32 protein-coding genes are annotated in these 21,135 nt (G+C 42.6%); 14 read left to right on the top strand and 18 right to left on the bottom strand.

Features of this window, described 5'->3' with window-relative positions; genetic code table 11:
* The first annotated feature begins 36 nt into the window (after positions 1-36).
* The 4 genes from CW749_RS04825 to CW749_RS04810 are packed head-to-tail and all read left to right on the top strand — an operon-like array spanning position 37 to position 3,565.
* Positions 37-1,044, top strand: a complete 1,008-nt coding sequence (locus CW749_RS04825; protein ID WP_101110913.1) for an ABC transporter permease — start codon at positions 37-39, stop codon at positions 1,042-1,044.
* Positions 1,037-1,888 carry an ABC transporter permease gene (locus CW749_RS04820; RefSeq protein WP_101110912.1) on the top strand — a complete coding sequence of 284 codons (852 nt, stop codon included), beginning with the start codon at positions 1,037-1,039 and terminating at the stop codon, positions 1,886-1,888. Before CW749_RS04825 ends, CW749_RS04820 begins: the two co-directional genes overlap by 8 nt.
* Positions 1,885-2,760, top strand: a complete 876-nt coding sequence (locus tag CW749_RS04815) for an ABC transporter ATP-binding protein (RefSeq protein WP_101110911.1) — start codon at positions 1,885-1,887, stop codon at positions 2,758-2,760. Before CW749_RS04820 ends, CW749_RS04815 begins: the two co-directional genes overlap by 4 nt.
* Positions 2,750-3,565, top strand: coding sequence for an ABC transporter ATP-binding protein (locus CW749_RS04810; RefSeq protein WP_101110910.1), 816 nt, complete (start codon positions 2,750-2,752; stop codon positions 3,563-3,565). The genes CW749_RS04815 and CW749_RS04810 overlap by 11 nt, the downstream gene beginning before the upstream one ends.
* An 85-nt stretch (positions 3,566-3,650) precedes the next feature.
* Here CW749_RS04810 and CW749_RS04805 read toward each other — a convergent pair whose 3' ends face one another.
* The 5 genes from CW749_RS04805 to CW749_RS04785 all read right to left on the bottom strand — a co-directional run bounded on the left by CW749_RS04805 (position 3,651) and on the right by CW749_RS04785 (position 7,123).
* The gene (locus tag CW749_RS04805) at positions 3,651-4,556 is read right to left on the bottom strand and encodes a dienelactone hydrolase family protein (RefSeq protein WP_180958325.1); all 906 of its coding nucleotides are present in this window, start codon (positions 4,554-4,556) and stop codon (positions 3,651-3,653) included.
* Between the two features lie 166 nt (positions 4,557-4,722).
* Positions 4,723-5,505 carry an SAM-dependent methyltransferase gene (locus CW749_RS04800; RefSeq protein ID WP_101110908.1) on the bottom strand — a complete coding sequence of 261 codons (783 nt, stop codon included), beginning with the start codon at positions 5,503-5,505 and terminating at the stop codon, positions 4,723-4,725.
* A 103-nt stretch (positions 5,506-5,608) separates the two neighbouring features.
* Positions 5,609-5,959, bottom strand: coding sequence for a hypothetical protein (locus tag CW749_RS04795; RefSeq protein WP_101110907.1), 351 nt, complete (start codon positions 5,957-5,959; stop codon positions 5,609-5,611).
* A 104-nt stretch (positions 5,960-6,063) separates the two neighbouring features.
* Complete coding sequence (locus CW749_RS04790; protein WP_180958324.1) at positions 6,064-6,501, bottom strand: GNAT family N-acetyltransferase; 438 nt, start codon at positions 6,499-6,501, stop codon at positions 6,064-6,066.
* 58 nt (positions 6,502-6,559) lie between these two features.
* On the bottom strand, positions 6,560-7,123 hold the full coding sequence (locus CW749_RS04785) for an AAA family ATPase (protein ID WP_145997823.1): 564 nt from the start codon (positions 7,121-7,123) through the stop codon (positions 6,560-6,562).
* Positions 7,124-7,355: 232 nt separating this feature from the next.
* Between CW749_RS04785 and CW749_RS04780 the strand changes: the two genes are divergently transcribed.
* Positions 7,356-7,757 (top strand): YkgJ family cysteine cluster protein, encoded by a 402-nt coding sequence (locus CW749_RS04780; protein WP_101110904.1) that lies wholly within the window; start codon positions 7,356-7,358, stop codon positions 7,755-7,757.
* 95 nt (positions 7,758-7,852) lie between these two features.
* Here CW749_RS04780 and CW749_RS04775 read toward each other — a convergent pair whose 3' ends face one another.
* Together CW749_RS04775 and CW749_RS04770 are read right to left on the bottom strand one after the other, a co-directional pair.
* On the bottom strand, positions 7,853-8,350 hold the full coding sequence (locus tag CW749_RS04775) for a GNAT family N-acetyltransferase (RefSeq protein WP_101110903.1): 498 nt from the start codon (positions 8,348-8,350) through the stop codon (positions 7,853-7,855).
* A gap of 161 nt (positions 8,351-8,511) precedes the next feature.
* Positions 8,512-9,321, bottom strand: a complete 810-nt coding sequence (locus CW749_RS04770) for a sulfite exporter TauE/SafE family protein (protein ID WP_101110902.1) — start codon at positions 9,319-9,321, stop codon at positions 8,512-8,514.
* 356 nt (positions 9,322-9,677) lie between these two features.
* Between CW749_RS04770 and CW749_RS04765 the strand changes: the two genes are divergently transcribed.
* Positions 9,678-10,655 carry a DUF1852 domain-containing protein gene (locus CW749_RS04765; RefSeq protein WP_101110901.1) on the top strand — a complete coding sequence of 326 codons (978 nt, stop codon included), beginning with the start codon at positions 9,678-9,680 and terminating at the stop codon, positions 10,653-10,655.
* Positions 10,656-10,683: 28 nt separating this feature from the next.
* Positions 10,684-11,712 carry a methionine synthase gene (locus CW749_RS04760; RefSeq protein WP_101110900.1) on the top strand — a complete coding sequence of 343 codons (1,029 nt, stop codon included), beginning with the start codon at positions 10,684-10,686 and terminating at the stop codon, positions 11,710-11,712.
* A gap of 206 nt (positions 11,713-11,918) precedes the next feature.
* Here the strand turns inward: CW749_RS04760 and CW749_RS04755 are convergent, their stop codons facing one another.
* From CW749_RS04755 to CW749_RS04705, 10 genes are all read right to left on the bottom strand, one after another.
* Positions 11,919-12,182: a hypothetical protein gene (locus CW749_RS04755; RefSeq protein ID WP_101110899.1), complete on the bottom strand. Its 264-nt coding sequence runs from the start codon at positions 12,180-12,182 to the stop codon at positions 11,919-11,921.
* A gap of 103 nt (positions 12,183-12,285) precedes the next feature.
* Complete coding sequence (locus CW749_RS04750) at positions 12,286-12,681, bottom strand: hypothetical protein (protein WP_101110898.1); 396 nt, start codon at positions 12,679-12,681, stop codon at positions 12,286-12,288.
* A gap of 310 nt (positions 12,682-12,991) precedes the next feature.
* The gene (locus CW749_RS04745; protein ID WP_101110897.1) at positions 12,992-13,243 is read right to left on the bottom strand and encodes a TIGR03643 family protein; all 252 of its coding nucleotides are present in this window, start codon (positions 13,241-13,243) and stop codon (positions 12,992-12,994) included.
* 96 nt (positions 13,244-13,339) lie between these two features.
* Positions 13,340-13,747, bottom strand: coding sequence for a GFA family protein (locus CW749_RS04740; RefSeq protein WP_101110896.1), 408 nt, complete (start codon positions 13,745-13,747; stop codon positions 13,340-13,342).
* A 540-nt stretch (positions 13,748-14,287) separates the two neighbouring features.
* Positions 14,288-14,899, bottom strand: a complete 612-nt coding sequence (locus tag CW749_RS04735) for a pyridoxamine 5'-phosphate oxidase family protein (RefSeq protein WP_101110895.1) — start codon at positions 14,897-14,899, stop codon at positions 14,288-14,290.
* A gap of 157 nt (positions 14,900-15,056) precedes the next feature.
* Positions 15,057-15,524, bottom strand: coding sequence for a GNAT family N-acetyltransferase (locus tag CW749_RS04730; protein WP_101110894.1), 468 nt, complete (start codon positions 15,522-15,524; stop codon positions 15,057-15,059).
* Positions 15,525-15,689: 165 nt separating this feature from the next.
* On the bottom strand, positions 15,690-15,992 hold the full coding sequence (locus CW749_RS04725; protein ID WP_101110893.1) for a type II toxin-antitoxin system RelE/ParE family toxin: 303 nt from the start codon (positions 15,990-15,992) through the stop codon (positions 15,690-15,692).
* On the bottom strand, positions 15,980-16,237 hold the full coding sequence (locus CW749_RS04720; protein WP_101110892.1) for a type II toxin-antitoxin system Phd/YefM family antitoxin: 258 nt from the start codon (positions 16,235-16,237) through the stop codon (positions 15,980-15,982). The genes CW749_RS04725 and CW749_RS04720 overlap by 13 nt, the downstream gene beginning before the upstream one ends.
* Positions 16,238-16,690: 453 nt before the next feature.
* Entirely contained in the window at positions 16,691-16,972 is a 282-nt protein-coding gene (locus CW749_RS04715) for a hypothetical protein (RefSeq protein ID WP_101110891.1), read from the bottom strand.
* Between the two features lie 469 nt (positions 16,973-17,441).
* Complete coding sequence (locus CW749_RS04705; protein WP_101110889.1) at positions 17,442-17,804, bottom strand: helix-turn-helix domain-containing protein; 363 nt, start codon at positions 17,802-17,804, stop codon at positions 17,442-17,444.
* Between the two features lie 125 nt (positions 17,805-17,929).
* Here CW749_RS04705 and CW749_RS04700 point away from each other — a divergent pair, with 125 nt between their 5' ends.
* Genes CW749_RS04700 through CW749_RS04685 form a run of 5 tightly spaced genes read left to right on the top strand, consistent with a single transcriptional unit; the run spans position 17,930 to position 19,542 of the window.
* Positions 17,930-18,562, top strand: a complete 633-nt coding sequence (locus CW749_RS04700; RefSeq protein WP_101110888.1) for a glutathione binding-like protein — start codon at positions 17,930-17,932, stop codon at positions 18,560-18,562.
* Positions 18,559-18,930, top strand: a complete 372-nt coding sequence (locus CW749_RS04695) for a nuclear transport factor 2 family protein (protein WP_101110887.1) — start codon at positions 18,559-18,561, stop codon at positions 18,928-18,930. The genes CW749_RS04700 and CW749_RS04695 overlap by 4 nt, the downstream gene beginning before the upstream one ends.
* A gap of 7 nt (positions 18,931-18,937) precedes the next feature.
* Complete coding sequence (locus tag CW749_RS04690; protein WP_101110886.1) at positions 18,938-19,138, top strand: 4-oxalocrotonate tautomerase family protein; 201 nt, start codon at positions 18,938-18,940, stop codon at positions 19,136-19,138.
* Positions 19,139-19,170: 32 nt separating this feature from the next.
* Positions 19,171-19,314, top strand: a complete 144-nt coding sequence (locus CW749_RS28055) for a DMT family transporter (protein WP_145997821.1) — start codon at positions 19,171-19,173, stop codon at positions 19,312-19,314.
* Positions 19,315-19,542, top strand: a complete 228-nt coding sequence (locus CW749_RS04685) for a DMT family transporter (RefSeq protein ID WP_101110885.1) — start codon at positions 19,315-19,317, stop codon at positions 19,540-19,542. It begins immediately after the preceding gene.
* Between the two features lie 269 nt (positions 19,543-19,811).
* Here CW749_RS04685 and CW749_RS04680 read toward each other — a convergent pair whose 3' ends face one another.
* Positions 19,812-20,174, bottom strand: a complete 363-nt coding sequence (locus tag CW749_RS04680; RefSeq protein ID WP_101110884.1) for a VOC family protein — start codon at positions 20,172-20,174, stop codon at positions 19,812-19,814.
* A 220-nt stretch (positions 20,175-20,394) separates the two neighbouring features.
* Between CW749_RS04680 and CW749_RS04675 the strand changes: the two genes are divergently transcribed.
* Complete coding sequence (locus CW749_RS04675; RefSeq protein WP_101111040.1) at positions 20,395-20,676, top strand: type II toxin-antitoxin system RelB/DinJ family antitoxin; 282 nt, start codon at positions 20,395-20,397, stop codon at positions 20,674-20,676.
* Positions 20,676-20,954: a type II toxin-antitoxin system RelE/ParE family toxin gene (locus CW749_RS04670; protein WP_101110883.1), complete on the top strand. Its 279-nt coding sequence runs from the start codon at positions 20,676-20,678 to the stop codon at positions 20,952-20,954. Before CW749_RS04675 ends, CW749_RS04670 begins: the two co-directional genes overlap by 1 nt.
* Positions 20,955-21,135: the final 181 nt, after the last annotated feature.

The following is a 21,135-nucleotide window of genomic DNA, read 5'->3' as shown; positions in this document are numbered from 1 at the left end:
AATATGGAGAAGAGGCATTCGTGCCTCTAAAACCCTATGAATTTTCGAACACTACTATTAAAGCTTGGCGCGATACTCATTACCTTGTTCGGAGCCGCGATCATCGTATTTTTTGTCATACGTGTCGTGCCGGGTAACCCCATTGCGATGATGTTACCCCCCGGAGCAAGCGAAGAAGATATTGCTCGGCTTACTGCTATGTATGGGTTGGATAAATCCATATTAGAGCAGTTTGTTATTTGGATTTCAGGTGTCACAAAAGGCGATTTTGGTACCTCCATCACTACCCGCCAGCCTGTACTTGAATTGGTGCTCGGCAGGTTACCCGCCACACTTGAACTGTCGGTTATGGCCTTGGTGTTCGCCGTATTATTGGGCGGTGCGTTGGCATTATCAGGTACGCTATGGCGAGGCACAAAAGTGGAATCCACCATTGATGTGACGAATGGCGTCGCGCTCTCGGTGCCCGATTTCTTATGGGGTTTGCTTTTGATTCTTCTATTCGGAGTTCTTTGGCCGCTATTCCATATTTCGGGACGAATTACCCCTTCAATGGATGCTGACTTCTATACCTCATTCTTGTTGCTAGAAAGCATGGTGACATTGCGTTGGGCAGAATTTTCTGACTTGCTTTCCCATATGTTTATGCCCGCACTTGCACTGGCAATTCCACTTGCCGCGATTATTGCTCAGCTCCTTAAACAATCGTTAAAAGAAACCATGCACCTCGACTACATCACTCTGGCTCGAACAAGGGGCTACAGTGAAGCTTACGTCATCGTTCGGGAAGCCTTACCCAATGCCCTACTGCCAACTTTGGCGCTGGTGGGTGTGCAGTTCACTTTTCTCATTGGCGGAACAGTGATTGTAGAACGGCTTTTTTCCTACGAAGGGCTCGGTAATCTCGCGATAGATGCGGTCATCAATCGAGATCTTCCGCTTATTCAAGGAATCGTGATTTTGTTTGCGCTGATATTTACGCTGGTCAACTTTGTTGTGGACTTGACCTACTCATTACTTAACCCGAGGTTACGACATGCTTGATGGACGCAGTAAAATAAAGCAAAGAGCTGGGCTGAGGTTATGGCTATCAAGCGGTTGGTTGTTACTGCTGGTATTTGCCGCATTGTTTGCCCCTTTGATTAGCCCACATAACCCGTTAGAACAAGATTTGTTCACCTCTCAACTTCCACCAGCTTGGCTCCCAAGTGGAGAACAAGGGTATTGGTTGGGTTCTGACTCGTTAGGGCGAGACGTAATGTCCAGAATCATTTATGGCACAAGAGTCTCCCTTACTATTGCTATTACAGCCGGAATTTTGACCTGTGTTATTGGGTCACTACTTGGGTTAATTGCAGGTTACTACCGAGGCTGGGCAGACGCCATTATTTCGCGTGCAACGGATATTTGGATGTCCTTTCCGCCCGTGTTATTTGCCATTTTGCTGATTGCCGTCATCGGTACAGGAGTAGGCTCCGTCATCGTTGCCATAGTGGTGATTGACTGGACGCGCTTTACGCGTGTAGTGAGAGCGGAAACCTTAAATCAATGCTCGATGGATTACGTCTTATCCGCTCGCGTCGCAGCAAGACCGAAATTCAATACCTTGATTAAAGAGATCTTGCCGAATCTTCTCCCCGCCATCAGCGTGCTATTAACGTTAGAAATGGGCATAGCGGTCATTGTGGAAGCAATACTCAGCTTTGTTAATTTGTCTTTGTCTTCCGATTTCCCAACATGGGGCGGCATGATTTCTGAAGGGCGTTCGGCTATTCATCAAACTTGGTGGGTATTGGTGTTTCCTTTGATTGTGTTGTTTCTAACAGTATTGAGCTTTAGCCAACTCGGCGAAGGTTTAAAAGAAAGGTTTGATCCGGTGCTACGATGAATACTTACTTAAAAATAGAGGGCTTGTGTGCCGCACTGCCAGATTCAACACCCGTTTTACGCAACGTCTCTTTTTCGGTAGAAGAAGGGCAAGTGCACGGCTTGGTCGGCGAAAGTGGCGCAGGGAAAAGCATGATTGGTCGGGCGATTTTCGGCACGCTACCACGAGCGGTGTCGGTAAATCAGGGCAACATCATACTGGATGGTAAATCGCTGCAAGATTTTACCCCAAAAGCCCGAAGGCAATGGATTGGGCAGAACACTGCACTCATTCCCCAAGATCCATTAACCGCACTCAACCCTTCAAAGCGTATTGGTAGGCAAATAACAGGGCGATTAGTCGATATTCTTGGCTGGTCAAAACGAAATGCTCATATGAGAGCTATTGAATTACTTGAAGAAGTGGGCATCCCTAACCCTGAAAGAGTAATGAAAAGCTATCCTCATGAACTATCTGGCGGTATGAGGCAACGTGTATTGATCGCCGCTGCCTTTGCGGCACAGCCCAAACTCATTGTTGCCGACGAGCCCACGACAGCATTGGATGTCACGGTTCAAAAACAAATATTGCGATTGATAAAAGAGATGCAAAGCCACCACAACACCACGATTTTGTTTGTAACGCACGATCTTGGCGTGGTCGCGAAAGTGTGCCAATCGCTGTCGGTGCTTTACGGTGGAAAGGTACTTGAAAACTCATCAATCAAAGACTTCTTTGTTGAGCCTTCACACCCCTATTCCAAAGCACTGCTCGACGCAACACCAAAATACACTAACCCAGATCAGAGCTTAAAACCCGTGCCAGAGAGTGTTATTCAGTTAACCAAACTGGAAGTTATCAAAGGCAGTAAGGAAAGCCGCTATGCCTCGTAATTTGTATGAAATTAGAAACTTAAGGGTCAGTTACCCTGATATGGTGAATAAGCCATTATTTGGACATGCCCCCCGAATCGACATCATAAAAGGGGTCAATTTCGATGTTCGAGAAGGGGAGATTTTAGGCATCGTTGGTGGCTCTGGTTCAGGAAAGTCGACTCTTGGGCGTGCAATGCTGCGCCTACTAGACAGCGATTCTGGCAGTATTCAATACAACGGTGAGGACATCACACACTGGTCTGAAATTGCGTTACGAACGTTGCGCCAGCAATTTCAAATGATTTTTCAAGATCCCATGTCGTCACTTAACCCGCGACACAAAGTCTCCACCATTATTGGGGGACCACTGAAGTTGCATGGCTTTGATCAGGTAGAAAAGCGAGTGGAAAACGCGTTAGAAATGGTTGGCTTGCCCACCTCGTTCAAATTCCGATACCCCCATGAGCTTTCAGGCGGGCAAAGGCAACGAGTGGGCATTGCGCGAGCAATCGCTTTGGAACCCAAATTTGTACTCGCGGATGAGATATTGTCGGGATTGGATGTTTCCTCTCAAGCTCAAGTGCTGGCGTTGCTAGAAAGGTTGCGAGAAGAGCTTAATTTCACCATGGCGTTTGTCAGCCACGATTTGTCTGTTGTGCGCCGGTTATGCGACAGGACAATGGTGTTGAAGTATGGAGAAATCATGGAGCTTGCCGATAGCGCATCCTTGTTTTCTTCACCTCAAACGGCATACACAAAAGAATTGCTGGATGCGATTCCTCTTCCTGAAATTGAACCAGATTGGTTGGAAAAGCGAGCTTAAAAAGGCTTTATCCAGCAGAGGAAACAACGTTAACTTGCTGAGGAAAACTGCCTCAAATCATAAGTTAACGTTGTAACCCATGAAGTTACATCACTTCCTTTAAATAGTCGGCAAAACGCTTACCAAGAGTCTGCTGGAATGCCTTACGATCAAAGCCATCAGGATCGTTTGCTATCGGACCCAGTTCGGATTTTAAATATTCTGGGTACGTCGTTAAAAACGAATAGTGACCTGCATTAGGTACCTTTATGTAGGTTAACTTCCCTTTACTCTCTAACCCCTGCCTGATTACATCAGCATTATGTGCCTCTGTTAATTCATCATCTTTTTCTGGCACCATTAACATGGTTGGAATATTCACGTTATTTAACGCCTTAGAAGAGATAAAGGGAGCACCAACCGGCGCCATCAGTATTTGCGCTTTTATTCGTATATCCTGACCACTTATCACAACGTTTTGCGTTAGAGCGTTGCTACGCACTGGCATGCAATAAGGATCGGAAATGGTTGGTGTATTTTTACATAATTCCACTAAGTCTTGGGTGCGAGCGACTGCCCCAGAAACCACAAGAGCCGTATAGCCCCCCATAGAGTGCCCTAACACCGCGATTTTTTGCGTGTTTGTATGAGCAGCTAAACTTGGGATAGACAGAATTTTATCAATGGTTTCCGATATTTGCTTAGGTCGGTTGATATAGTTTTCAGCTTTCCCTTGATTGGAGTTATCCAGATAATTGTTTTTGGGATGTAGGGGCATTGCCACGATAAACCCATTCTTAACGAGAGACATAGCAATATCTTTGTAGGATAGGTTGCTTCCTCCAGATCCATGTGACAAAACCGCAAGTGGGAAACGACCTTCTGCTATTTCTCCACCTATCGCAACATTCAAAGAAAAGGGACCAAAAGCCACGGATTTGGCTGGCGATGAGGTTGGATAAAAAACTGCAACAGGCAGCTTTTCAGTTGCGTCTTTTAGGACGACACTCATCTTGCGAAAACCAACATCATTCGCATACGAGGATGTCGATATGAATAGAAATAGAGCTATCACTAACCTGAAATAATGTCGCATTCCAATCCTTTTAAATGACGATTAACAGAGTGTGTATAACATACGCTTGTATAAAATCGAGCGTGTATAAAATCGAGTATAACTAAGGTTTCACTTTCTTATAAATCACAACGTGAGAAAGAAACAGATAGGAGTACCTTTCGTTAACTCGAAGTTTATACTCCACCTCATCTTCCGATAACTTTTCCCACGATTCACCGAAGTATTCATTGATGTCATCCACCGCTTCATTTTCATCTTTTAGATGTTTTTTGTTCCACTGATAGGTGCAAGACAATGCCAAAATGCCATCTAACTTAGTGGCATCCATTAACGCACTGACTATATTTTTCGGTGATTCACATTGGTCCAATACGTTTAGACAGACGCAAAGATCAAACTTGTCTTGTACTGTATCCCTTTCAAATGGCGATTCTATTAAAGTAAAGTCGATATGAGAACACGTATTGGCTATAGGTGTGGCATCAAATTGCAATTCCGCCCGCTCACCTAACCCTTTGATATAAGGGAAATCACAAGGTCCGCCATCGATAAGCAGATGTTTAAAATTAGAAATAAACCGCTGCGAAGGTTCCACCGCAGTGACAGAGCGAATGCTTGGAAGGCGTTGGGCGAGTTCATAACAATTTCGCCCTAGAGCTACCCCTACTTCTAAAAACGTTTCAGGGGAATTACTTGCTTTTGAAACCGCATCAGCAATAAGCGATGAAGTCTTTCTTGAGTGCTCTGAAAAAACAAATTTGTCGGGAACACTTTTGGATTGGCTTTCAAGTGGCGTGTCTAAACCTAGTTCACGAAGTTTATCCAACCATTCGATTTCAAAATAGCCAGCTAGCCACTTTTTTTCTAGATAAAAGTCATCCATTAATACCGCTCCTTAGTATATCCAAGTAACCTCAAGGTGCGACGTGCTGAAGCACTCAAGAACAAATGATGATGAAAAATTAGTGACAAGAAAGGTCAGTGCGTTACAAACCAAATCCAACTTTTGGTTGTTTGCGTACCGAACGGACTCCCCAAGGTGATAAATCCGGTTTTGGCTGACCGACAAAATCACCCAAACATATGTACCCTTTTGCCAAGTAACGATATAGGAAATCCCCACCATCCAATGCACCCGTTTTATCATCACCCTGAGGTAGGCGAATGCGGGCGACACGAAGATCGGATGCGGTTTTGAATGCCGGGTAGGCTGATGAGTTTATTTTGTGGGAATCAAGATCGTTCAATAGTGCTTTATCTGACATTTTTGCCGTAGTTCGACTAAAAATCATGATGAGACGCTTCTGCCGCTCAGACGACACGATGAGCATTTCCATTTAAGTATTCCGTTTGAAACAAAAAAGTATATAGGAAGCACTTATCCAAAACTATATATCATTGAAAATGTTTATGAAATAAACCACTTGAATCGAATGATTTGCTAATCAATGAGGTGAGAATTCAGTTCAAGGCTCATGATCTTGTACTTTGACTGAGCTTTGCTATTCAGTGAAGTCCAACCTAAACGCTGATAGATAGAAGGGATATGGGTATAAGCAAATAACTGTTTATACCCTCGACGCGCCACTTCCAACGTAGCGCTTTCAATCAACTTATCGGCAATTCTACGACCACGGTATTCAGGAAGTATGAATAATGCATTAATCCAAACAACGTCACCATTGGAATTTGGATGCCTGTAGAAGGTAAAGCTTAAGCCGCCAATCACCTTTTCTCCATGCAAAGCCACTATGGGGGCAGGCAGTTCAAGGTGATAGTGACAAAATGAAAAATCTGACCATTCAGACTTAAATAAAGATTCAAGCTCATTCAAACTAGGGGAACTTGGGCGCATTTGGACGAATTTTAGATCTGGCATAACTTCCCTTTTTGACTCACGCGAACGTACCGTTACACCCATACTCTAACAGCCGTTCTCACTGTGTTTTCTTCGTGTTGTTTAGATCCGTTGTTAGCCAATGGCTGATGCGATCCACCGTGCTTTTTACTGGCTCTACGTCATGAAGAATAAAATCACTGCTTTTTCGAACCTGCTCATTCACGTTTATGTATACATCTCTGAAATGATCATTATATCTTGTCAGATAGTGAGATATTGAACTTAGTGAATCATTAGATGAGCTTGAAATATTTCTTAGGATCACACGTGCAAGGCACACTTCCATCGGCAAATCCAATAAGATGCAGTGGTCAATGAGAGGTGACATTGAATCTCTGCATCGACCAAACGGCTCTTCGATAAAAACAAATGGGTCTGTACATTCTTCTTTCAATGATTGAAGTGCACTAAGGAACAGAGGTGTTTTGATTTCCGATGTATCTGCACCAACTTGAAGCCAATGTTTAATATTTTTTGGATAAGTATTTGAATCTACATAATCATCAAACAACAGATACGGACAAGAAAAGTGCTGAGATAATTGTTTTACGACGGTCGTTTTGCCACTTCCGGAAACTCCGCATATTGCTACTACTTTCATGCCACCCACAGTTACTTAAAATGAGTACTAAAAAACACTTATACCCTATGAAATTACAGATTGCATAAGACGTAACATAAACCTATGCTTTCGCAGTACGCACGTTGTCCATCGATTCAATCTGACGTTTCCAATCACAATAACACAAGCGGTCATAAAATTAGCCTTGATGACACCATCTTGAGATCACTTGAACCCATGAAGATGCAACTATCAAACGATATGGTGAACTATGAAAAATTGTAACCAGTGCGGTAAGTGCTGCATCAAATACGGTGATGGAGACTTAGCAGCAACTCAGGAAGAAATCGACCTATGGGAGCAATTTAACCCTGAGATATTCGAATACGTTAAAGGCAGCGAAATATGGTTCGATCCTAAGTCTGGCGAAAGGCTCAAACAATGCCCATTTCTCGAAATTGCCCCAAAGCGTATACCTCAAGAACCAAACAGATACACATGCAGTATTTACTTGGACAGACCCGAAGATTGCCGTCATTACCCCAGCTTAATCAACGAAATGGTCCGAGATGAATGTGAAATGATAGAAAGCACTGACTTAGCCAATCCAAAAAAAGCACAAAGAGACCTAGACATAATGATGCGAGATAGCCGACCTTCTAGCTTTTCATAGGCTGCCATCAATATATCAACCCATATAGTAGCTACGAAAAGAGCCCCGCCAATAGAGATTTGTTTGAGTATGCTTCAATCTTTGGGGTGACGCGCTTACAAGTTCATTCCCTTTTCTAACCACATTGAACTGATGTACTGACCTTTTTTCTTAGCATATTCATTGAAAACGCCAACTTCTCTGAACCCAAAACGTTTATGTAGCTCGATAGAAGCCTCATTGGGTAGGGCTATGGCGGAGAGCAACCTGTGAACACCTTGCTCTTCAATCGCAGAAAACAATCGAGAATATAGCTTTGAACCAACGCCACGTCCTTTGGCGTCTGGTGCCAAATAAATCGTAACTTCTACGGTTTCGTCAAAAGCCGACATTGCTCTGTAGGGCTGTGAGCAGGCAAAACCTAAAACCTTGCCACTCTCCACCGCAACGTAAATTTGATGCTTAGAAGCACGAGAAAATTGGGAAAACCATTTTTGCCGATCTTCTACCGTGAAAAGAGTCTCTTCAAAACGAGCATTCGTGTGTTCAATATAGAAGTTGAAGATATCAGTAATACACGGAACATCTGAGGATTCCCCGAATCGAATTTCCACAGTCACCTCCTGATTGTGCCCTGCCATCGATTTAGCCACCAAAATGAAGTGCCGAATAAATACTATGCATGTGCTCTACTTGTATTTTAACCGCTATTGAAGCATAAAAAACCCGCTCATGTTCAACAAAAAGCGGGTCAAAAAACTCAATGGTATTTTCTTTAATTCATGATCATTTTGACCGCTACTACGAGCAATAATCCTGCGAAAATTTTCTTAATGGTAGAAACAGGTAAGTGATGAGTCGCTTTCGCGCCTAAAGGTGCGGTAAACCAAGACGTACATACGATGCCGAACAACGCGGGTAGATACACAAATCCAGCAAAGCCATCTTCTAAGGAAAAATGAACACTCCCTGAGCTGATATAACCTATTGAGCCAAATAACGCGATGACAATTCCACAAGCCGATGCGCTGCCAATCGCTTTTTTCATGTCCAGCGAAAAGAACGTTAATAAAGGAACCAAAAGGGCCCCACCACCAATACCAATCATGGCAGACAATCCGCCAGTAATCGTAGTCAGAATCGTTAACAGGCTTTTCCCTGGCATTTGGCGATCGGAAGGTGCGCTATTTTTACTGCTTAAAAACATCTTCAAAGCAATTAGCGTTACACTCACGGCAAACACTAGGCGAACGATTTGTTCTGGCAGTAGCGATGCCATAAACCCACTTATCAACGCACCGAAAGCTACGCCTGTCATTATCCAAGGCGCTAGGTCCCAAGGTACATTTCCGTTTTTATGGTGAGCAATGGCTGAAGAAGTTGAAGTGAATAAGATGGAAGCCAGTGACGTTGCAATCGCAGTTACGACCACCTGATCAGGTGGTAAAACTTCAAATTGAAACAAAATAACACTCAGTATTGGCACAATCACCAACCCACCGCCAATGCCTAACAAGCCAGCCAAAAATCCAACAACACTGCCTAGTAACGCGCAGCATACAATCAACAACACCAATTCACTCACCCAGTTCACCTCTAAAATATGATAAGGAGCTATTTAACTGCAGGTATGCAGCCATTTCGCATCAGGCCAATTAATATAACTGACACCTGTTAAAATTTACAAACACAATAGATCATGAATATTTCTCATGTTGAGTTTGAAATAAATACATTTTTATTAGTGAGCTGAAGCACGTATAAAACACTCTCAGCTCTAAATTATAGAAATATTACAGTTGATTTCTTCATAGAACTTTTTGGTATAAATAATAAAAACTATGAAGACAACTCTTTCGATATAAAAAAGAAAACTTAAACCCTAGAAAGAGTACGGAATAAACTCAGCGTTCACCTCAGGAAATAGGTTACTAGATCAACATGAAAACAGATTTTACTTTTACTATAAATAGCATTTGTCTCGATGAAAACTATCACCCATCTAACAGCACGCGGATCACGACCAACTTTGCTAACTTAGCGAGAGGCAACAGCCGCAAAGAAAACTTGCGTAACGCATTAAAGATGATTGACAATAGTTTTAATGCCTTAGCGCATTGGGACAACCCAAAAGGGGATCGTTACTCTGTCGAGCTAGAAATCGTTTCTGTCGATATGGATATCGAAGGCAGTGGGCAAGCTTTCCCTTCCATTGAAGTATTAAAGACGTTTATTGTCGATCATAATACCAACGAACGTATTGAAGGTATTGTTGGGAATAACTTCTCCTCTTATGTGCGAGATTATGATTTTAGCGTATTGCTGCTAGACCATAATAAAGATCAGCCTCAATTTAGTATTCCTAGAGATTTTGGTGAACTGCACGGGAAGCTATTTAAATATTTCGTTAATTCGAATGTTTACAAAGAAAACTTTAAGAAGCTGCCTGTAATTTGCCTTAGCGTTTCTGATAATAAAACTTACCAACGTACTGAAAATCAGCATCCTGTTTTGGGCTTTGAATATCAGCCAAACGAGTCATCGTTGACTGAGCAATACTTCCAAAAAATGGGATTACAAGTTCGCTACTTTATGCCGCCAAATAGTGTTGCACCTTTAGCCTTTTATTTCTTTGGCGATTTACTTAACGATTACACCAATCTCGAGTTGATTAGCACAATCAGCACGATGGAAACATTCCAAAAGATTTACCGACCTGAAATATACAATGCAAATGCTGTTGCAGGGAATTGCTACAAGCCAAACCTAAAGAACCAAGATCACTCGCTGACTCAGATTGTTTACGACCGTGAAGAACGCAGTAAGTTGGCTATTGAGCAAGGTAAGTTTGCTGAAGAACACTTCATCAAACCTTACCAGAACGTTCTAGAGCAATGGTCTGCGAATTACGCGCTTTAATTCAACACAAGATACAGCAGCATTTATTATGAAAAAATTATTACCTACTTCAACTTCTGGTAGCTTGCCAAAACCGTCTTGGCTCGCTCAACCTGAGAAACTATGGTCTCCTTGGAAACTGGAAGGTCAAGAACTGACTGATGGCAAGCACGATGCACTTCGCGTCTCTTTACAAGAGCAACAATTAGAAGGTATCGACATTGTCAGTGACGGCGAGCAAACGCGCCAACATTTTGTGACCACTTTTATTGAACACTTGAGTGGTGTTGATTTCGAGAAACGCGAAACGGTTAAAATTCGCGATCGCTATGATGCAAGCGTCCCAACCGTTGTTGGTCCTGTTTCTCGCCCAAAACCGGTGTTTGTTGAAGACGCTAAGTTTTTACGCCAACAAACGGATCAACCGATTAAGTGGGCACTTCCTGGCCCTATGACGATGATCGACACGCTTTATGACGCACACTACAAAAGCCGTGAAAAGCTGGCTTGGGAATTTGCTAAGATCCTTAATCAAGAAGCGAAAGAACTTGAAGCAGCTGGTGTTGATATTATCCAATTTGACGAGCCAGCGTTTAACGTATTTTTCGACGAAGTGAACGAATGGGGCATCGCGACATTAGAAAGAGCCATTGAAGGGCTGAAGTGTGAGACCGCTGTGCATATTTGCTACGGTTATGGCATTAAAGCTAATACAGATTGGAAAAAAACGTTGGGTACCGAGTGGAGACAATATGAAGAAGTCTTCCCTAAGCTACAGAAATCAAATATCGATATTATCTCACTAGAGTGTCATAACTCTCGCGTACCCATTGACCTGCTTGAACTCATTCGTGGAAAGAAAGTAATGGTAGGGGCTATTGATGTAGCGACCAACGAAATTGAAACACCTGAAGAAGTCGCTGACACCTTGAGAAAAGCGCTAAAATTTGTTGATGCCGACAAGCTTTATCCGTGCACCAACTGTGGTATGGCACCTTTATCCCGTGAAATTGCGAGAGGCAAACTCAATGCCTTGAGTGAGGGTGCAGAGATTGTTCGAAAAGAACTCTCCGCCTAAAGCTGAAATGATCCTTTAAACCAGCTAAATCAATAAATGCTCAAAGCTCTTCATTGCTTTGAGCATTTTCGTTTAGAGAATAACTTTGACTACTTAGGGCTCAATGATACAACGACCGAAACGATACAACGGCTACCACTCTATAACCTCACCACCTTCTACAACACAGCTAGATTCAATAAGTGAAGTCATAACGATAACCTTACTTATCTCAAGATCATAGTATTCTGAAATAGCATTCGACAGACCAACTTGAAGCAAATTTCTCGACTAGGCGACCACATCGTTGGTAAATTTAATGTACTCACAGCTAAGTACTCTTTGCCTAGTTGTTCATTACCTCTCTGTACCATGATCGTCATTTCAGATGTATCTAACCCAGAGTGTTTTCCCCACAACTCGATTAAACCGGTAACACTACCTAATTTTCCAGAGACACTAGGCGCTAGAATACAGGTTGCGATTGGCATATCGTTCTCCATTTTTACAGCGGCGATGTAACGCTCAATTAAGTTGCTATCACTTTACAAAATAGCCACGCGTTGCTTTGGGCTGATTGAGCTGTTGTTGTGTTTATTTTTCCAAGTATGCCTGAATAGTTACTGTATTAACGTGGCATACGTTTGACGAGACAGAAATATCTTCCACGCGCCAGTCAAGATAGCCTTCTTTAAATACAGAGACTTCGTAAGTTCCTTCACGCTCATATGCGCCGAGTAAAGCTGTTGAATCGTCACATCCAGAGCCAGATGGATTCTTTACTTTATCGAAAAATTCACCATCACGAATTACACTCGAAGCTCCACATGAGATAGGGAGACCTGTTTCTTTATCGATAACTTCAACCTTAATACCCGGCTCAACAGAGCCGCTGCATGCTACAACTTCACCATCAGAGGTAGTTTTAAAACCACAACCTGATAAAAATATGCAGCTACATACCAATACCTTAAACAAAGTATTATTCATAATCTCTCTCAATAAATTGATGTATCCAGCTCTATAAAGCCTAAAAATGCCACCTCTAGAGGATCCCCCTAAACACCTAACTCAAAGCCCAAAATACTATTCCACGGGATTAAAGCGCTTGTTAGCGTGGAAAAATAATTTATTTATCAATCTCTTAAATCACACCGAATAAACAACATCTTAGCCAACAAGACCTTCAGTAAACAGACCACAGAGCTTAAAACACCAACTCGCTCGGAGAATTTAGAAAAATAAACAAATAGTGCCAAGCGCTGTGAATCTATTTAGATTGATCGTCAGATATCGCCCACTATCTCTGCTTATACTGAGTTGGACAATAGCCTCTAATGATGCCTGAGCTTCGTAATTTCTTGTGCTTTGTGTTTCGTCCTGAAACGCGTTCACGCCACAATTTAAAGCTGCTCAATTTGAGCCGTCTACGCATAAACTGAATAACTTCAGATTCATTCAAACCAAATTGAAACTCAATCGCCTCAAATGGAGTGCGATCTTCCCATGCCATTTCTATTATTCTGGACTCTATTTCCGAGGTAAGTTCCATTTCAAATACCCTATTTTTGAAATGAATTCTTCTACGATAAAATTTGAGTCTTAGTTCATAGGACTGTTTACTATGCAATTACTCAACGGCTTTCGACTAGCTTGTTCTCCCATCAGAATAGGCAGGTAAATCAGGCGGTAATTCGCACCAATTAGGCTTATAGGCGGTGTAAATTTGAGCATCAACCTTTACAGGAATATCAACATCAAAAGTCGATATAGCCAACTCAATACTTTCTAGAGGCTCACCTTTTACTCTGAACCCTATGCTTGAGCCACAGTTAGAACAGAATGTTCGAGTTGTTCCATTTGATGCCACAAAGTCCTTGAGGAAACCTTTACCTGAAAGCCAGCTTAACCCCTTAACACCAACAAGCGTTCCAAATGCAGCACCGTGAAACTTACGACACATTGAGCAATAACAATTAGCTACTTTATCACTGAATCCATCAACGGAAAATTGTACATTTCCGCACAAACATGAACCTTCAAATCTCGTATCCATCTTGAGTTCCTCTCAACATTGTTGGTGTACCCCATAAAAAGTAGCTCGAAATACATTACAGAAGTTTCTGTATAGTACTGAAATCACTTAAGCTCACTGCAAACTAGAAATGCCACGCGTTGTCTGTTTGAGGCTTTTGTTATAGCGATACAAACAAACTCGCTTGGTAATGAAGCACTTAGCTTGCATTCAATAGATGGCATCTTAGCCAACAAAATTTTCTGTAACCAGATCACAAAGCTCAAAACACCGATTCAGTCGAGAAATTTGGGAAGCGAACAGAAAGCAAAGCTTCAAAAATTCAGCTAACCGGTTTGATTTTTAAAGCTTGCAGTAACTTGGTTTACGATGGCTTTCCACCTTGGATTTAGTTGAGGAAGTAAACTCAAAAACACTGAAGCCAGCAATTTTCGAGAACCTGACAACCCTTGGATTTTCATAGCGCTATAACGCCTAGTTAAGTTGTGAACAACGCTACCACCTTACTTGAACACTTAACCGTAATCACAATACAGATTGAATCATTTGTTAGTTTTATTTCTACAGGTCTGTTTTATAACGCCCTTCCACTGCTCTATCAGTTTCGCGTATAAACTCTTGGCCTGCATCTGTATTCTCAGCAATCTCTTTACCAAAAGACACTTTCATTGGTTCCATATAAGTGGCTGAATCCCATGCTTTACTACGTAACAACGGCTTACCACAATGGAAGTAAGCGTTTTCTACCGATATTTCAAGAATCATCAACGCTCGATGTGTTTCGCCTGAAACTTCATCGCATATACCCCCTTCCACCAAGCGACAATGCCCATGAACTCGTAGTGTTTCCACTGTACCTGGTCGGATAAAGATTAAGCCGACTTTATTGTTCGTCTCTACGATATTTGTCAGCGAAAAAGCCAATTTGTTTCCACGCAATTCTGGTAACAACAGAGTGTGCTCGTCACGGACTCGTACAAAGCCTGCTTTGTCACCTTTTGGTGAGATAGTAGGGAAGCCAAACTCATCAACAGTAGACAGCATAACGAGAGAAGCAGTCTGGATGAACGCCTGCATTCTGCTATTTAACTTCTTGTAGATCTTTTTGCTAGCTAGAGGGTTGGGCTCGCCAATAACTTCTCTAATTTCTTCCAGTGAAGCCAATTCATTCATAATTCTTCCTTGATAAAACTAACACCCGCTTAAACTACTGCCAATGCACTACAAAAGTGACTGCTGATGTACCCCACAAAAAGTAGACATCACATAACGACATACTTTGTGGGGCACGAACAAAAACCAACTGTTTTTGTTCCGTTTAATTGCCTTGTTATGTACTGATTACCTTGTACATATTGTGGCTAACCACTTGATACCCTAGCCTATTATATAAGTCCTGTGCACCAGAGTTTTGATGGAAAACATGAAGCCCTATGCTAGTTACTCCAAGCTTAGAAACTACGCCCTCAATCAAATTAAGTGCAGACTTGGCATAGCCTTTTCTACGGTAATCTTCAGATATTCCTATGTCATATATAAAGGCAGTTTTTGAATCTACTTTAACCCAAATATAGCCAACATTATTGTTGTTATTATGCTCTATAACGTTAAATAAATAATTATTCTTGCTTTCTAAACCCTCAGGTAAAAGATGATCGTATTCTTTTTTAGACCTCTCTAATGACCCATTCTCATCCCAACGTCCTGATTCAATATTCTCATTTGCATAAGAAGGGATTGCTAAGTTTAAATACTCCCTGAATGTTTCTTCATTCATTGGTTTTAATGATACTTGCATATATATGGTGACCTCTCGAATTAGGCAAAAAACGCCCGTTTAAACCGCAAACAGCGCGCAAAACACGCCGCTGCATACGCCTTAAACACTAAAATTACTGCAAACCAAAAGTACCACGCGTTTTTGGTCTGCTTAAACTGTTTGTTAGCCGCTCAAATTCAAATGTTATTGATTATTCAACAAGAACTTACGCAAATCTCTTTCGGCAGGCATAACAAACAGGATAAATACTTTACCACCGTCTTGTTTATAGAAAACACGGCATGGATTAACAACAACTTCGCGATAACTGAGATGCTCTAGTTCAGGAGGAATACGCCCAGATTCAGGAAAAGCCTCTAGGCTCTCGACTTTAGAGAAGATCGTTTGAACCAATTGCTTTGCGGCTAAAGCGTTTTCAAGTTCGATGTATTCAGCGATATCATTAAGGTCAGATAACGCTGGTTCCGTCCAGATTATTTCAGCCATTTTGACATTTTGTCCTTGGCTTCATCGTGACTTACCATTTTACCGTCAGCTATTGCGCGTTCGCCTCGCGCAATACCCTCCAGAATCGCCAAACGATTTTGCATAAACTCGTAATCATCAACATCAACCAGATATGCCGACGGCTTGCCGTGCTCTGTAATTAAGACTGGTTCCTTAGTGTCATGGAGATCGGCAAGGATCTTCGTTGCTTGACGCTTGAGTGATGTGACTAGTTCTACTTTCATAAGTACGGCTCCAAAGGATTACTAAAGTGATACTATTCTGTCACTTTGAGTATAGCAAGCACCGTGATGGCTAACGCCGCTGTAATAGGCATTTTTTGCGTAGTAGAGTTTTGGGGTAAAGTGGCGAAGCCACCCCAAAACGGAACGAAGAAAAAAATGTCCGATTGACAACTTTGTTATAACTTTTCATTTCTTTGCCAAATGCCAAAATTACCTCCGCAAGCTGCCACTATGTAATTACCACACTAAGAAAAACCAAAACCTCGCAAGTGACCAGTATAGATAATATTGCAATAGCTCTGATGACCATCGATTAATGACACTTGTGGTCTCTTCATAATACAAGGTCATACTCTGGCCAACTAGGTGAAACCACTTCTAGCAATTCACCTGTCGAATTACTTTGAGGTAATCCACCACCATTAAGCCCACAAATGGTAATTGTTTCTTCCTTTAACTTACCAATTCCTTTGCATGTAGATTCCAGTCATCTAGACCTTCATACTCTTCGTAGTCTCGTTCGATTTTATTTCCAGTATCGCAGTCAACCAAGCTACGGCCGGAACTAGAAACAACCAATAAGAGATTGGTTTCAACCCTTAAGAAGCCGACGCTAAGAAGCCCCCCTACTGCAACAGAACTAACATGAGTCCAGCCTTCGGGATTTTTGTCAGCTTTCACATATCCAAGTAGATTAATGAGCCATTTTCTATTTTCTTCTTTGTAAGAACTCATGAGTCTCTCGAGTTATAACAGTTATCATAAGGCGATCCGAATAAATAAATGACAAATCCATCATTAACAACCCTCGAGCACGTATTTATCGAGACTTTTGAGCGTCTAGAAACACGAAAATAATGCAATAGAAACAGTAATGTACGAAAGTTCACCTAACAACACTCTTTTGGTTATACCGTGACAAAGAGAGGAAAGTTACACTTCGTTCATTTATAACTGTATATAGACATTACTAGAGCGTCGCAACGTCAACCCTGTAGAGCTGAGTTGCAAACGCGTATTGGGGCAGCGTTGAGTCAGCTAGTGGGTTGCCGACTCGATGGTGGACAAAGTTGATCTTGAAGTAAGTCGAAAGCTTGCAGAACAATTGATGATTCACGCTTTGTTCACCAGTAAATTGCAAGTGCAGCGAGTAATTTATCTTTGTGTAACAACTTGTTAAGCAGCTTGGGTTTCTGAGTAGCACCTAACCTTCCATTCGGAGGTATCCCTTCCTCTTCAATTTATGACCCACCTTCACAATCTCATCCAGTGCAGGAATCAACTCATGGCCCAGCTCAGTCAGTTCGTACTCTACAGAAGGCGGTGAAGTATCTCGGACATGACGTTTAACGACACCGCGCTCTGTTAGTTCTACCAGCCGTGTCGAGAGCACTTTTGCTGAAATAGGGGGGATATCAATTCGCAGCTCGTTGAATCGCCGCGGCCCTGCGCGCAAACACCAAATGACATTAGGAGCCCAAGCCCCCGAAATTACCGCCATACATTCAGTGAGCATACATGGCTTAGGTGGCTCAGGGCCTTTATTGCGACGAACTTTCAATGACATAAAAGTAACCAGGTTTCCTTAAGGTAACCCAATTCTATCCTCAAACGGGTAGTTACGTCTAGTAATCTACTTTCTTCTGGATATCATAATCAGCCCAACCACCTAAACAAAAGGATTAACCGCTTATGAAGCTTTACTACAAACCTGGTGCCTGCTCCATGACCTCGCATATAGTGCTCAATGAGCTAGGCATCCAGTTTTCCCTTGAGCTAACTGACACTACTAAAGGTATTACGGAGACTAGGAGGAATTACGACGAAATTAATCCAAATGGTTACGTGCCTGCCCTTGAGCTGGAGCCTGGGCTTGTACTTACCGAGAATCCCGCCATCTTAGAATACTTGGCCGACCTCAAACCAGAGAAAGGCTTAGCACCCGATGAAACTACGTTCGAACGCACGAAGTTACGTGAATTACTCGCATTCTTGTCTTCGGAGTTGCACAAGGCGTTTAGTCCCTTTTTTACTGGCACCGAGCTAACAACAGACGAACGACATGTTGCAGAGACCAAGATAGCCAAGAGGATCACTCCCATCGAAGTTCAGCTGTCAGATAATAGACCTTATCTACTGGGGAGCCAGTTCAGTGTGGCGGACGCGTATGCATTCGTGATTCTTAACTGGTCTCAATTTATAGGGTTCTCGTTAAACGATTGGCCGTGCACTCACGCGTTTTGGGAGAGACTTCGCTCGCACCCAAGCGTGGTCAAGGCTCTTGTGACCGAGGGTCTTCTGCCTGAACAGGAGGAAACAGCATGAACAATTTCTCTGCGGTTCATGCCCTGCTCGATAAGTACTTCGACACACTGTATTACTGTGATCTGGAGAAGTTTGATACCGTTTTTCATCCCCAGGCTTTATATACCACGGCTGACGAGACGCCATTGCTCTACCGGGATATGTCCACATACCGCGAGGTAATTGCTCAGCGCAGTTCACCAGCCTCGCGCAGTGAGCAGCGTCGAGACTTTGTAGACGCGATTGAATTTGCTGGAGACAACACAGCACTTGCTCGCGTTCGCTGTTCCATCGGCGAGCGCGACTTCGTGGACCTGCTGTCGCTTGTCAAAACCGAAGGACAATGGCGCATCATCGCTAAAATATTCCAAATCATTCAAGAAAAGTGAAATAACAATGCCTTACGTTAACATTAAGGTCACGCGTGAAGGCGTGACAGAAGCGCAAAAATCGGAACTGATTAAAGGCGTAACTGATTTGCTTGTCGACGTTCTTCAAAAGTCCCCGGCAACCACAATGGTAGTTATCGACGAAGTTGACATGGAAAACTGGGGGATTGGTGGACTTCCGGTCACGGAATACAGGAACAGGAGATAGGAATCAAATGGGGACGCTGATAACAATGAGAGATGATTAATGCCCCCTTCAGCATGAGTGTCGTCATGGTCGTAGCTGGGATAGGGATACCATTCATGGCGACACTCAACAACTGGTTAGGTGTGAAGCTAGGCAACCCTGTGGCTGCCTCCGGCGTCTTCCTGAGTATGGCATAGATGGCAAGTCTGGCATTCTCGCTTAGCAGACCACTACCTGATCCGGGATTGCTGGGGAAAATTCTGTTTCATTACTTCATGGGCGGTATTTTCCTTGCCTTCTACATTTTATCCATTACGTGGGTCGCGCCAAAGATTGGTACCAGCAATACTGTATTTTTGGTGCTTCTCGGACAGATTCTCGCCTCTACATTGATCGACAATTTTGGGTGGTTCAATACGCCGTAACCCCAACTCTCTATCCGGCGCGGAGTTGGTATTGCGCTCATGGCTGCTGGTGTATACTTGGCACGCAAACCACCGATGCTCTAACGAATGACCAACATAAGGTTTTCGGGCTAAGCCCCAGAAAGCCCAGCACGAGTAGTCACGCGCTGTTTAACGTCGGCTTAAGGGGCTAAAAACACACAGTCCGTGCAAAACAACCACTTTAATCACCAAAATTTGAAAAGACTAAAAATTAACTATTGACGCCATAGTCGTTTGTTATGTAAGTACTAAAGGTACACAACAGACTCTACATTGTTACCCTCGGGGTCAATCAAAAATGCCGCGTAGTAGTTTGGAGCATAGTCTCTCCGTAAACCAGGGCTACCGTTGCATTTACCACCTACAGATAAGCCCGCTTCGTGAAACGCAGCAACTTGTAGTTTGTCCTTTGCGGAGAAAGCGATATGGCACTTTGAATTGCTGACGCCTTTTTCGATGAGAAACCTTACATTTGGCTCGCTTGAAAGACCAAAACCAGCTGCACTTTCATCTGACCACTTGAGTTCAATACCCAATGGCTTTAGTGCATTCTTGTAAAACGTACGACATTCTTCGAATGCAGCTACCTTAATTTCAAAATGATCTATCACTCTCAATCCTATAGAGTTATTTACAATTTCTCTTCAAGCACATAACGCCCAGTTAAGTAGCCAAAAACGTACAAATGCCACTTCTGTAAGCCACCGTAAACACATTACTCAACGTAAACTAAAAATGCCATGCGTTTTTGGTCTGTTTGAATTGTTTGTTAGTTGCCCATCCCAATGAGTAGTGCTAACATTTGCACACACAGAAGCAAAAGGGGATATTATGGACACTAGAATTCAATTTCGTGTTGATGAGGAAACAAAACGCCTAGCTCAACAAATGGCTGAAAGCCAAGGTCGCACACTAAGCGATGCTTGCCGTGAGCTTACTGAGCAACTTGCTGAACAACAAAGAAAAACAATATCTCACGATGCTTGGCTAACTGAACAAATAAACCTAGCATTTGATAAGTTTGACTCAGGAAAAGCGGATTTCGTTGAACATCAAACTACTAAATCTCGAATGGAAGAGCGGAAAGCAAGAATTCGTAACCGAGGTAAGTAATGATTTTATGGGAAGAAGAGTCACTTAATGATCGCGAAAAGATCTTTGAATTTCTCTATGACTTCAACCCTGATGCTGCAGAGAAAACTGACAACCTAATCGAAGCAAAAGTAGAAAATTTGTTAGAACAACCTCTTATAGGAGTTCAACGAGACGGTGTGCGTGGTCGACTACTCATCATCCCCGAGATTTCAATGATTGTTTCATATTGGGTTGAAGGCGATATCATCCGAATTATGCGCGTACTTCACCATAAGCAAAAGTTCCCAATGGATTGATTACTCCCTCAAGGAAACTAACGCTCTGTTAAGGTGATGAGATGGTCTCCCCCTACCACTTCAATTCGTGCTAAACCATGTTTGAAGTGAAGACATCAAAATGATGAAGGAGCTAACCATGGAACATCACAAAATCATCGGCATCGACTTAGCCAAAAACGTTTTCTTTCTCTTTGAAATC

Origin of the sequence: Vibrio sp. vnigr-6D03 (assembly GCF_002835515.1) — a bacterium.
GTDB lineage: Bacteria > Pseudomonadota > Gammaproteobacteria > Enterobacterales > Vibrionaceae > Vibrio > Vibrio penaeicida.
The sequence above is the reverse complement of the archived record's forward strand: the minus strand, read 5'-3'. Positions and strand labels throughout refer to the sequence as shown.

Coding starts and splice junctions, on each gene's coding strand:
- CW749_RS04720 (WP_101110892.1), bottom strand. CDS start 16,237: ATGAAAGTAGAACTAGTCACATCACTCAAGCGTCAAGCAACGAAGATC.
- CW749_RS04825 (WP_101110913.1), top strand. CDS start 37: ATGAATTTTCGAACACTACTATTAAAGCTTGGCGCGATACTCATTACC.
- CW749_RS04795 (WP_101110907.1), bottom strand. CDS start 5,959: ATGGAAATGCTCATCGTGTCGTCTGAGCGGCAGAAGCGTCTCATCATG.
- CW749_RS04675 (WP_101111040.1), top strand. CDS start 20,395: ATGGACACTAGAATTCAATTTCGTGTTGATGAGGAAACAAAACGCCTA.
- CW749_RS04765 (WP_101110901.1), top strand. CDS start 9,678: ATGAAAACAGATTTTACTTTTACTATAAATAGCATTTGTCTCGATGAA.
- CW749_RS04740 (WP_101110896.1), bottom strand. CDS start 13,747: ATGGATACGAGATTTGAAGGTTCATGTTTGTGCGGAAATGTACAATTT.
- CW749_RS04820 (WP_101110912.1), top strand. CDS start 1,037: ATGCTTGATGGACGCAGTAAAATAAAGCAAAGAGCTGGGCTGAGGTTA.
- CW749_RS04725 (WP_101110893.1), bottom strand. CDS start 15,992: ATGGCTGAAATAATCTGGACGGAACCAGCGTTATCTGACCTTAATGAT.
- CW749_RS04755 (WP_101110899.1), bottom strand. CDS start 12,182: ATGCCAATCGCAACCTGTATTCTAGCGCCTAGTGTCTCTGGAAAATTA.
- CW749_RS04690 (WP_101110886.1), top strand. CDS start 18,938: ATGCCTTACGTTAACATTAAGGTCACGCGTGAAGGCGTGACAGAAGCG.
- CW749_RS04695 (WP_101110887.1), top strand. CDS start 18,559: ATGAACAATTTCTCTGCGGTTCATGCCCTGCTCGATAAGTACTTCGAC.
- CW749_RS04805 (WP_180958325.1), bottom strand. CDS start 4,556: ATGAGTGTCGTCCTAAAAGACGCAACTGAAAAGCTGCCTGTTGCAGTT.
- CW749_RS04780 (WP_101110904.1), top strand. CDS start 7,356: ATGAAAAATTGTAACCAGTGCGGTAAGTGCTGCATCAAATACGGTGAT.
- CW749_RS04730 (WP_101110894.1), bottom strand. CDS start 15,524: ATGCAAGTATCATTAAAACCAATGAATGAAGAAACATTCAGGGAGTAT.
- CW749_RS04810 (WP_101110910.1), top strand. CDS start 2,750: ATGCCTCGTAATTTGTATGAAATTAGAAACTTAAGGGTCAGTTACCCT.
- CW749_RS04800 (WP_101110908.1), bottom strand. CDS start 5,505: ATGGATGACTTTTATCTAGAAAAAAAGTGGCTAGCTGGCTATTTTGAA.
- CW749_RS04785 (WP_145997823.1), bottom strand. CDS start 7,123: ATGAAAGTAGTAGCAATATGCGGAGTTTCCGGAAGTGGCAAAACGACC.
- CW749_RS04705 (WP_101110889.1), bottom strand. CDS start 17,804: ATGTCATTGAAAGTTCGTCGCAATAAAGGCCCTGAGCCACCTAAGCCA.
- CW749_RS04670 (WP_101110883.1), top strand. CDS start 20,676: ATGATTTTATGGGAAGAAGAGTCACTTAATGATCGCGAAAAGATCTTT.
- CW749_RS04735 (WP_101110895.1), bottom strand. CDS start 14,899: ATGAATGAATTGGCTTCACTGGAAGAAATTAGAGAAGTTATTGGCGAG.
- CW749_RS04815 (WP_101110911.1), top strand. CDS start 1,885: ATGAATACTTACTTAAAAATAGAGGGCTTGTGTGCCGCACTGCCAGAT.
- CW749_RS04745 (WP_101110897.1), bottom strand. CDS start 13,243: ATGGAACTTACCTCGGAAATAGAGTCCAGAATAATAGAAATGGCATGG.
- CW749_RS04750 (WP_101110898.1), bottom strand. CDS start 12,681: ATGAATAATACTTTGTTTAAGGTATTGGTATGTAGCTGCATATTTTTA.
- CW749_RS28055 (WP_145997821.1), top strand. CDS start 19,171: ATGATTAATGCCCCCTTCAGCATGAGTGTCGTCATGGTCGTAGCTGGG.
- CW749_RS04685 (WP_101110885.1), top strand. CDS start 19,315: ATGGCAAGTCTGGCATTCTCGCTTAGCAGACCACTACCTGATCCGGGA.
- CW749_RS04715 (WP_101110891.1), bottom strand. CDS start 16,972: ATGAGTTCTTACAAAGAAGAAAATAGAAAATGGCTCATTAATCTACTT.
- CW749_RS04700 (WP_101110888.1), top strand. CDS start 17,930: ATGAAGCTTTACTACAAACCTGGTGCCTGCTCCATGACCTCGCATATA.
- CW749_RS04790 (WP_180958324.1), bottom strand. CDS start 6,501: ATGCCAGATCTAAAATTCGTCCAAATGCGCCCAAGTTCCCCTAGTTTG.
- CW749_RS04760 (WP_101110900.1), top strand. CDS start 10,684: ATGAAAAAATTATTACCTACTTCAACTTCTGGTAGCTTGCCAAAACCG.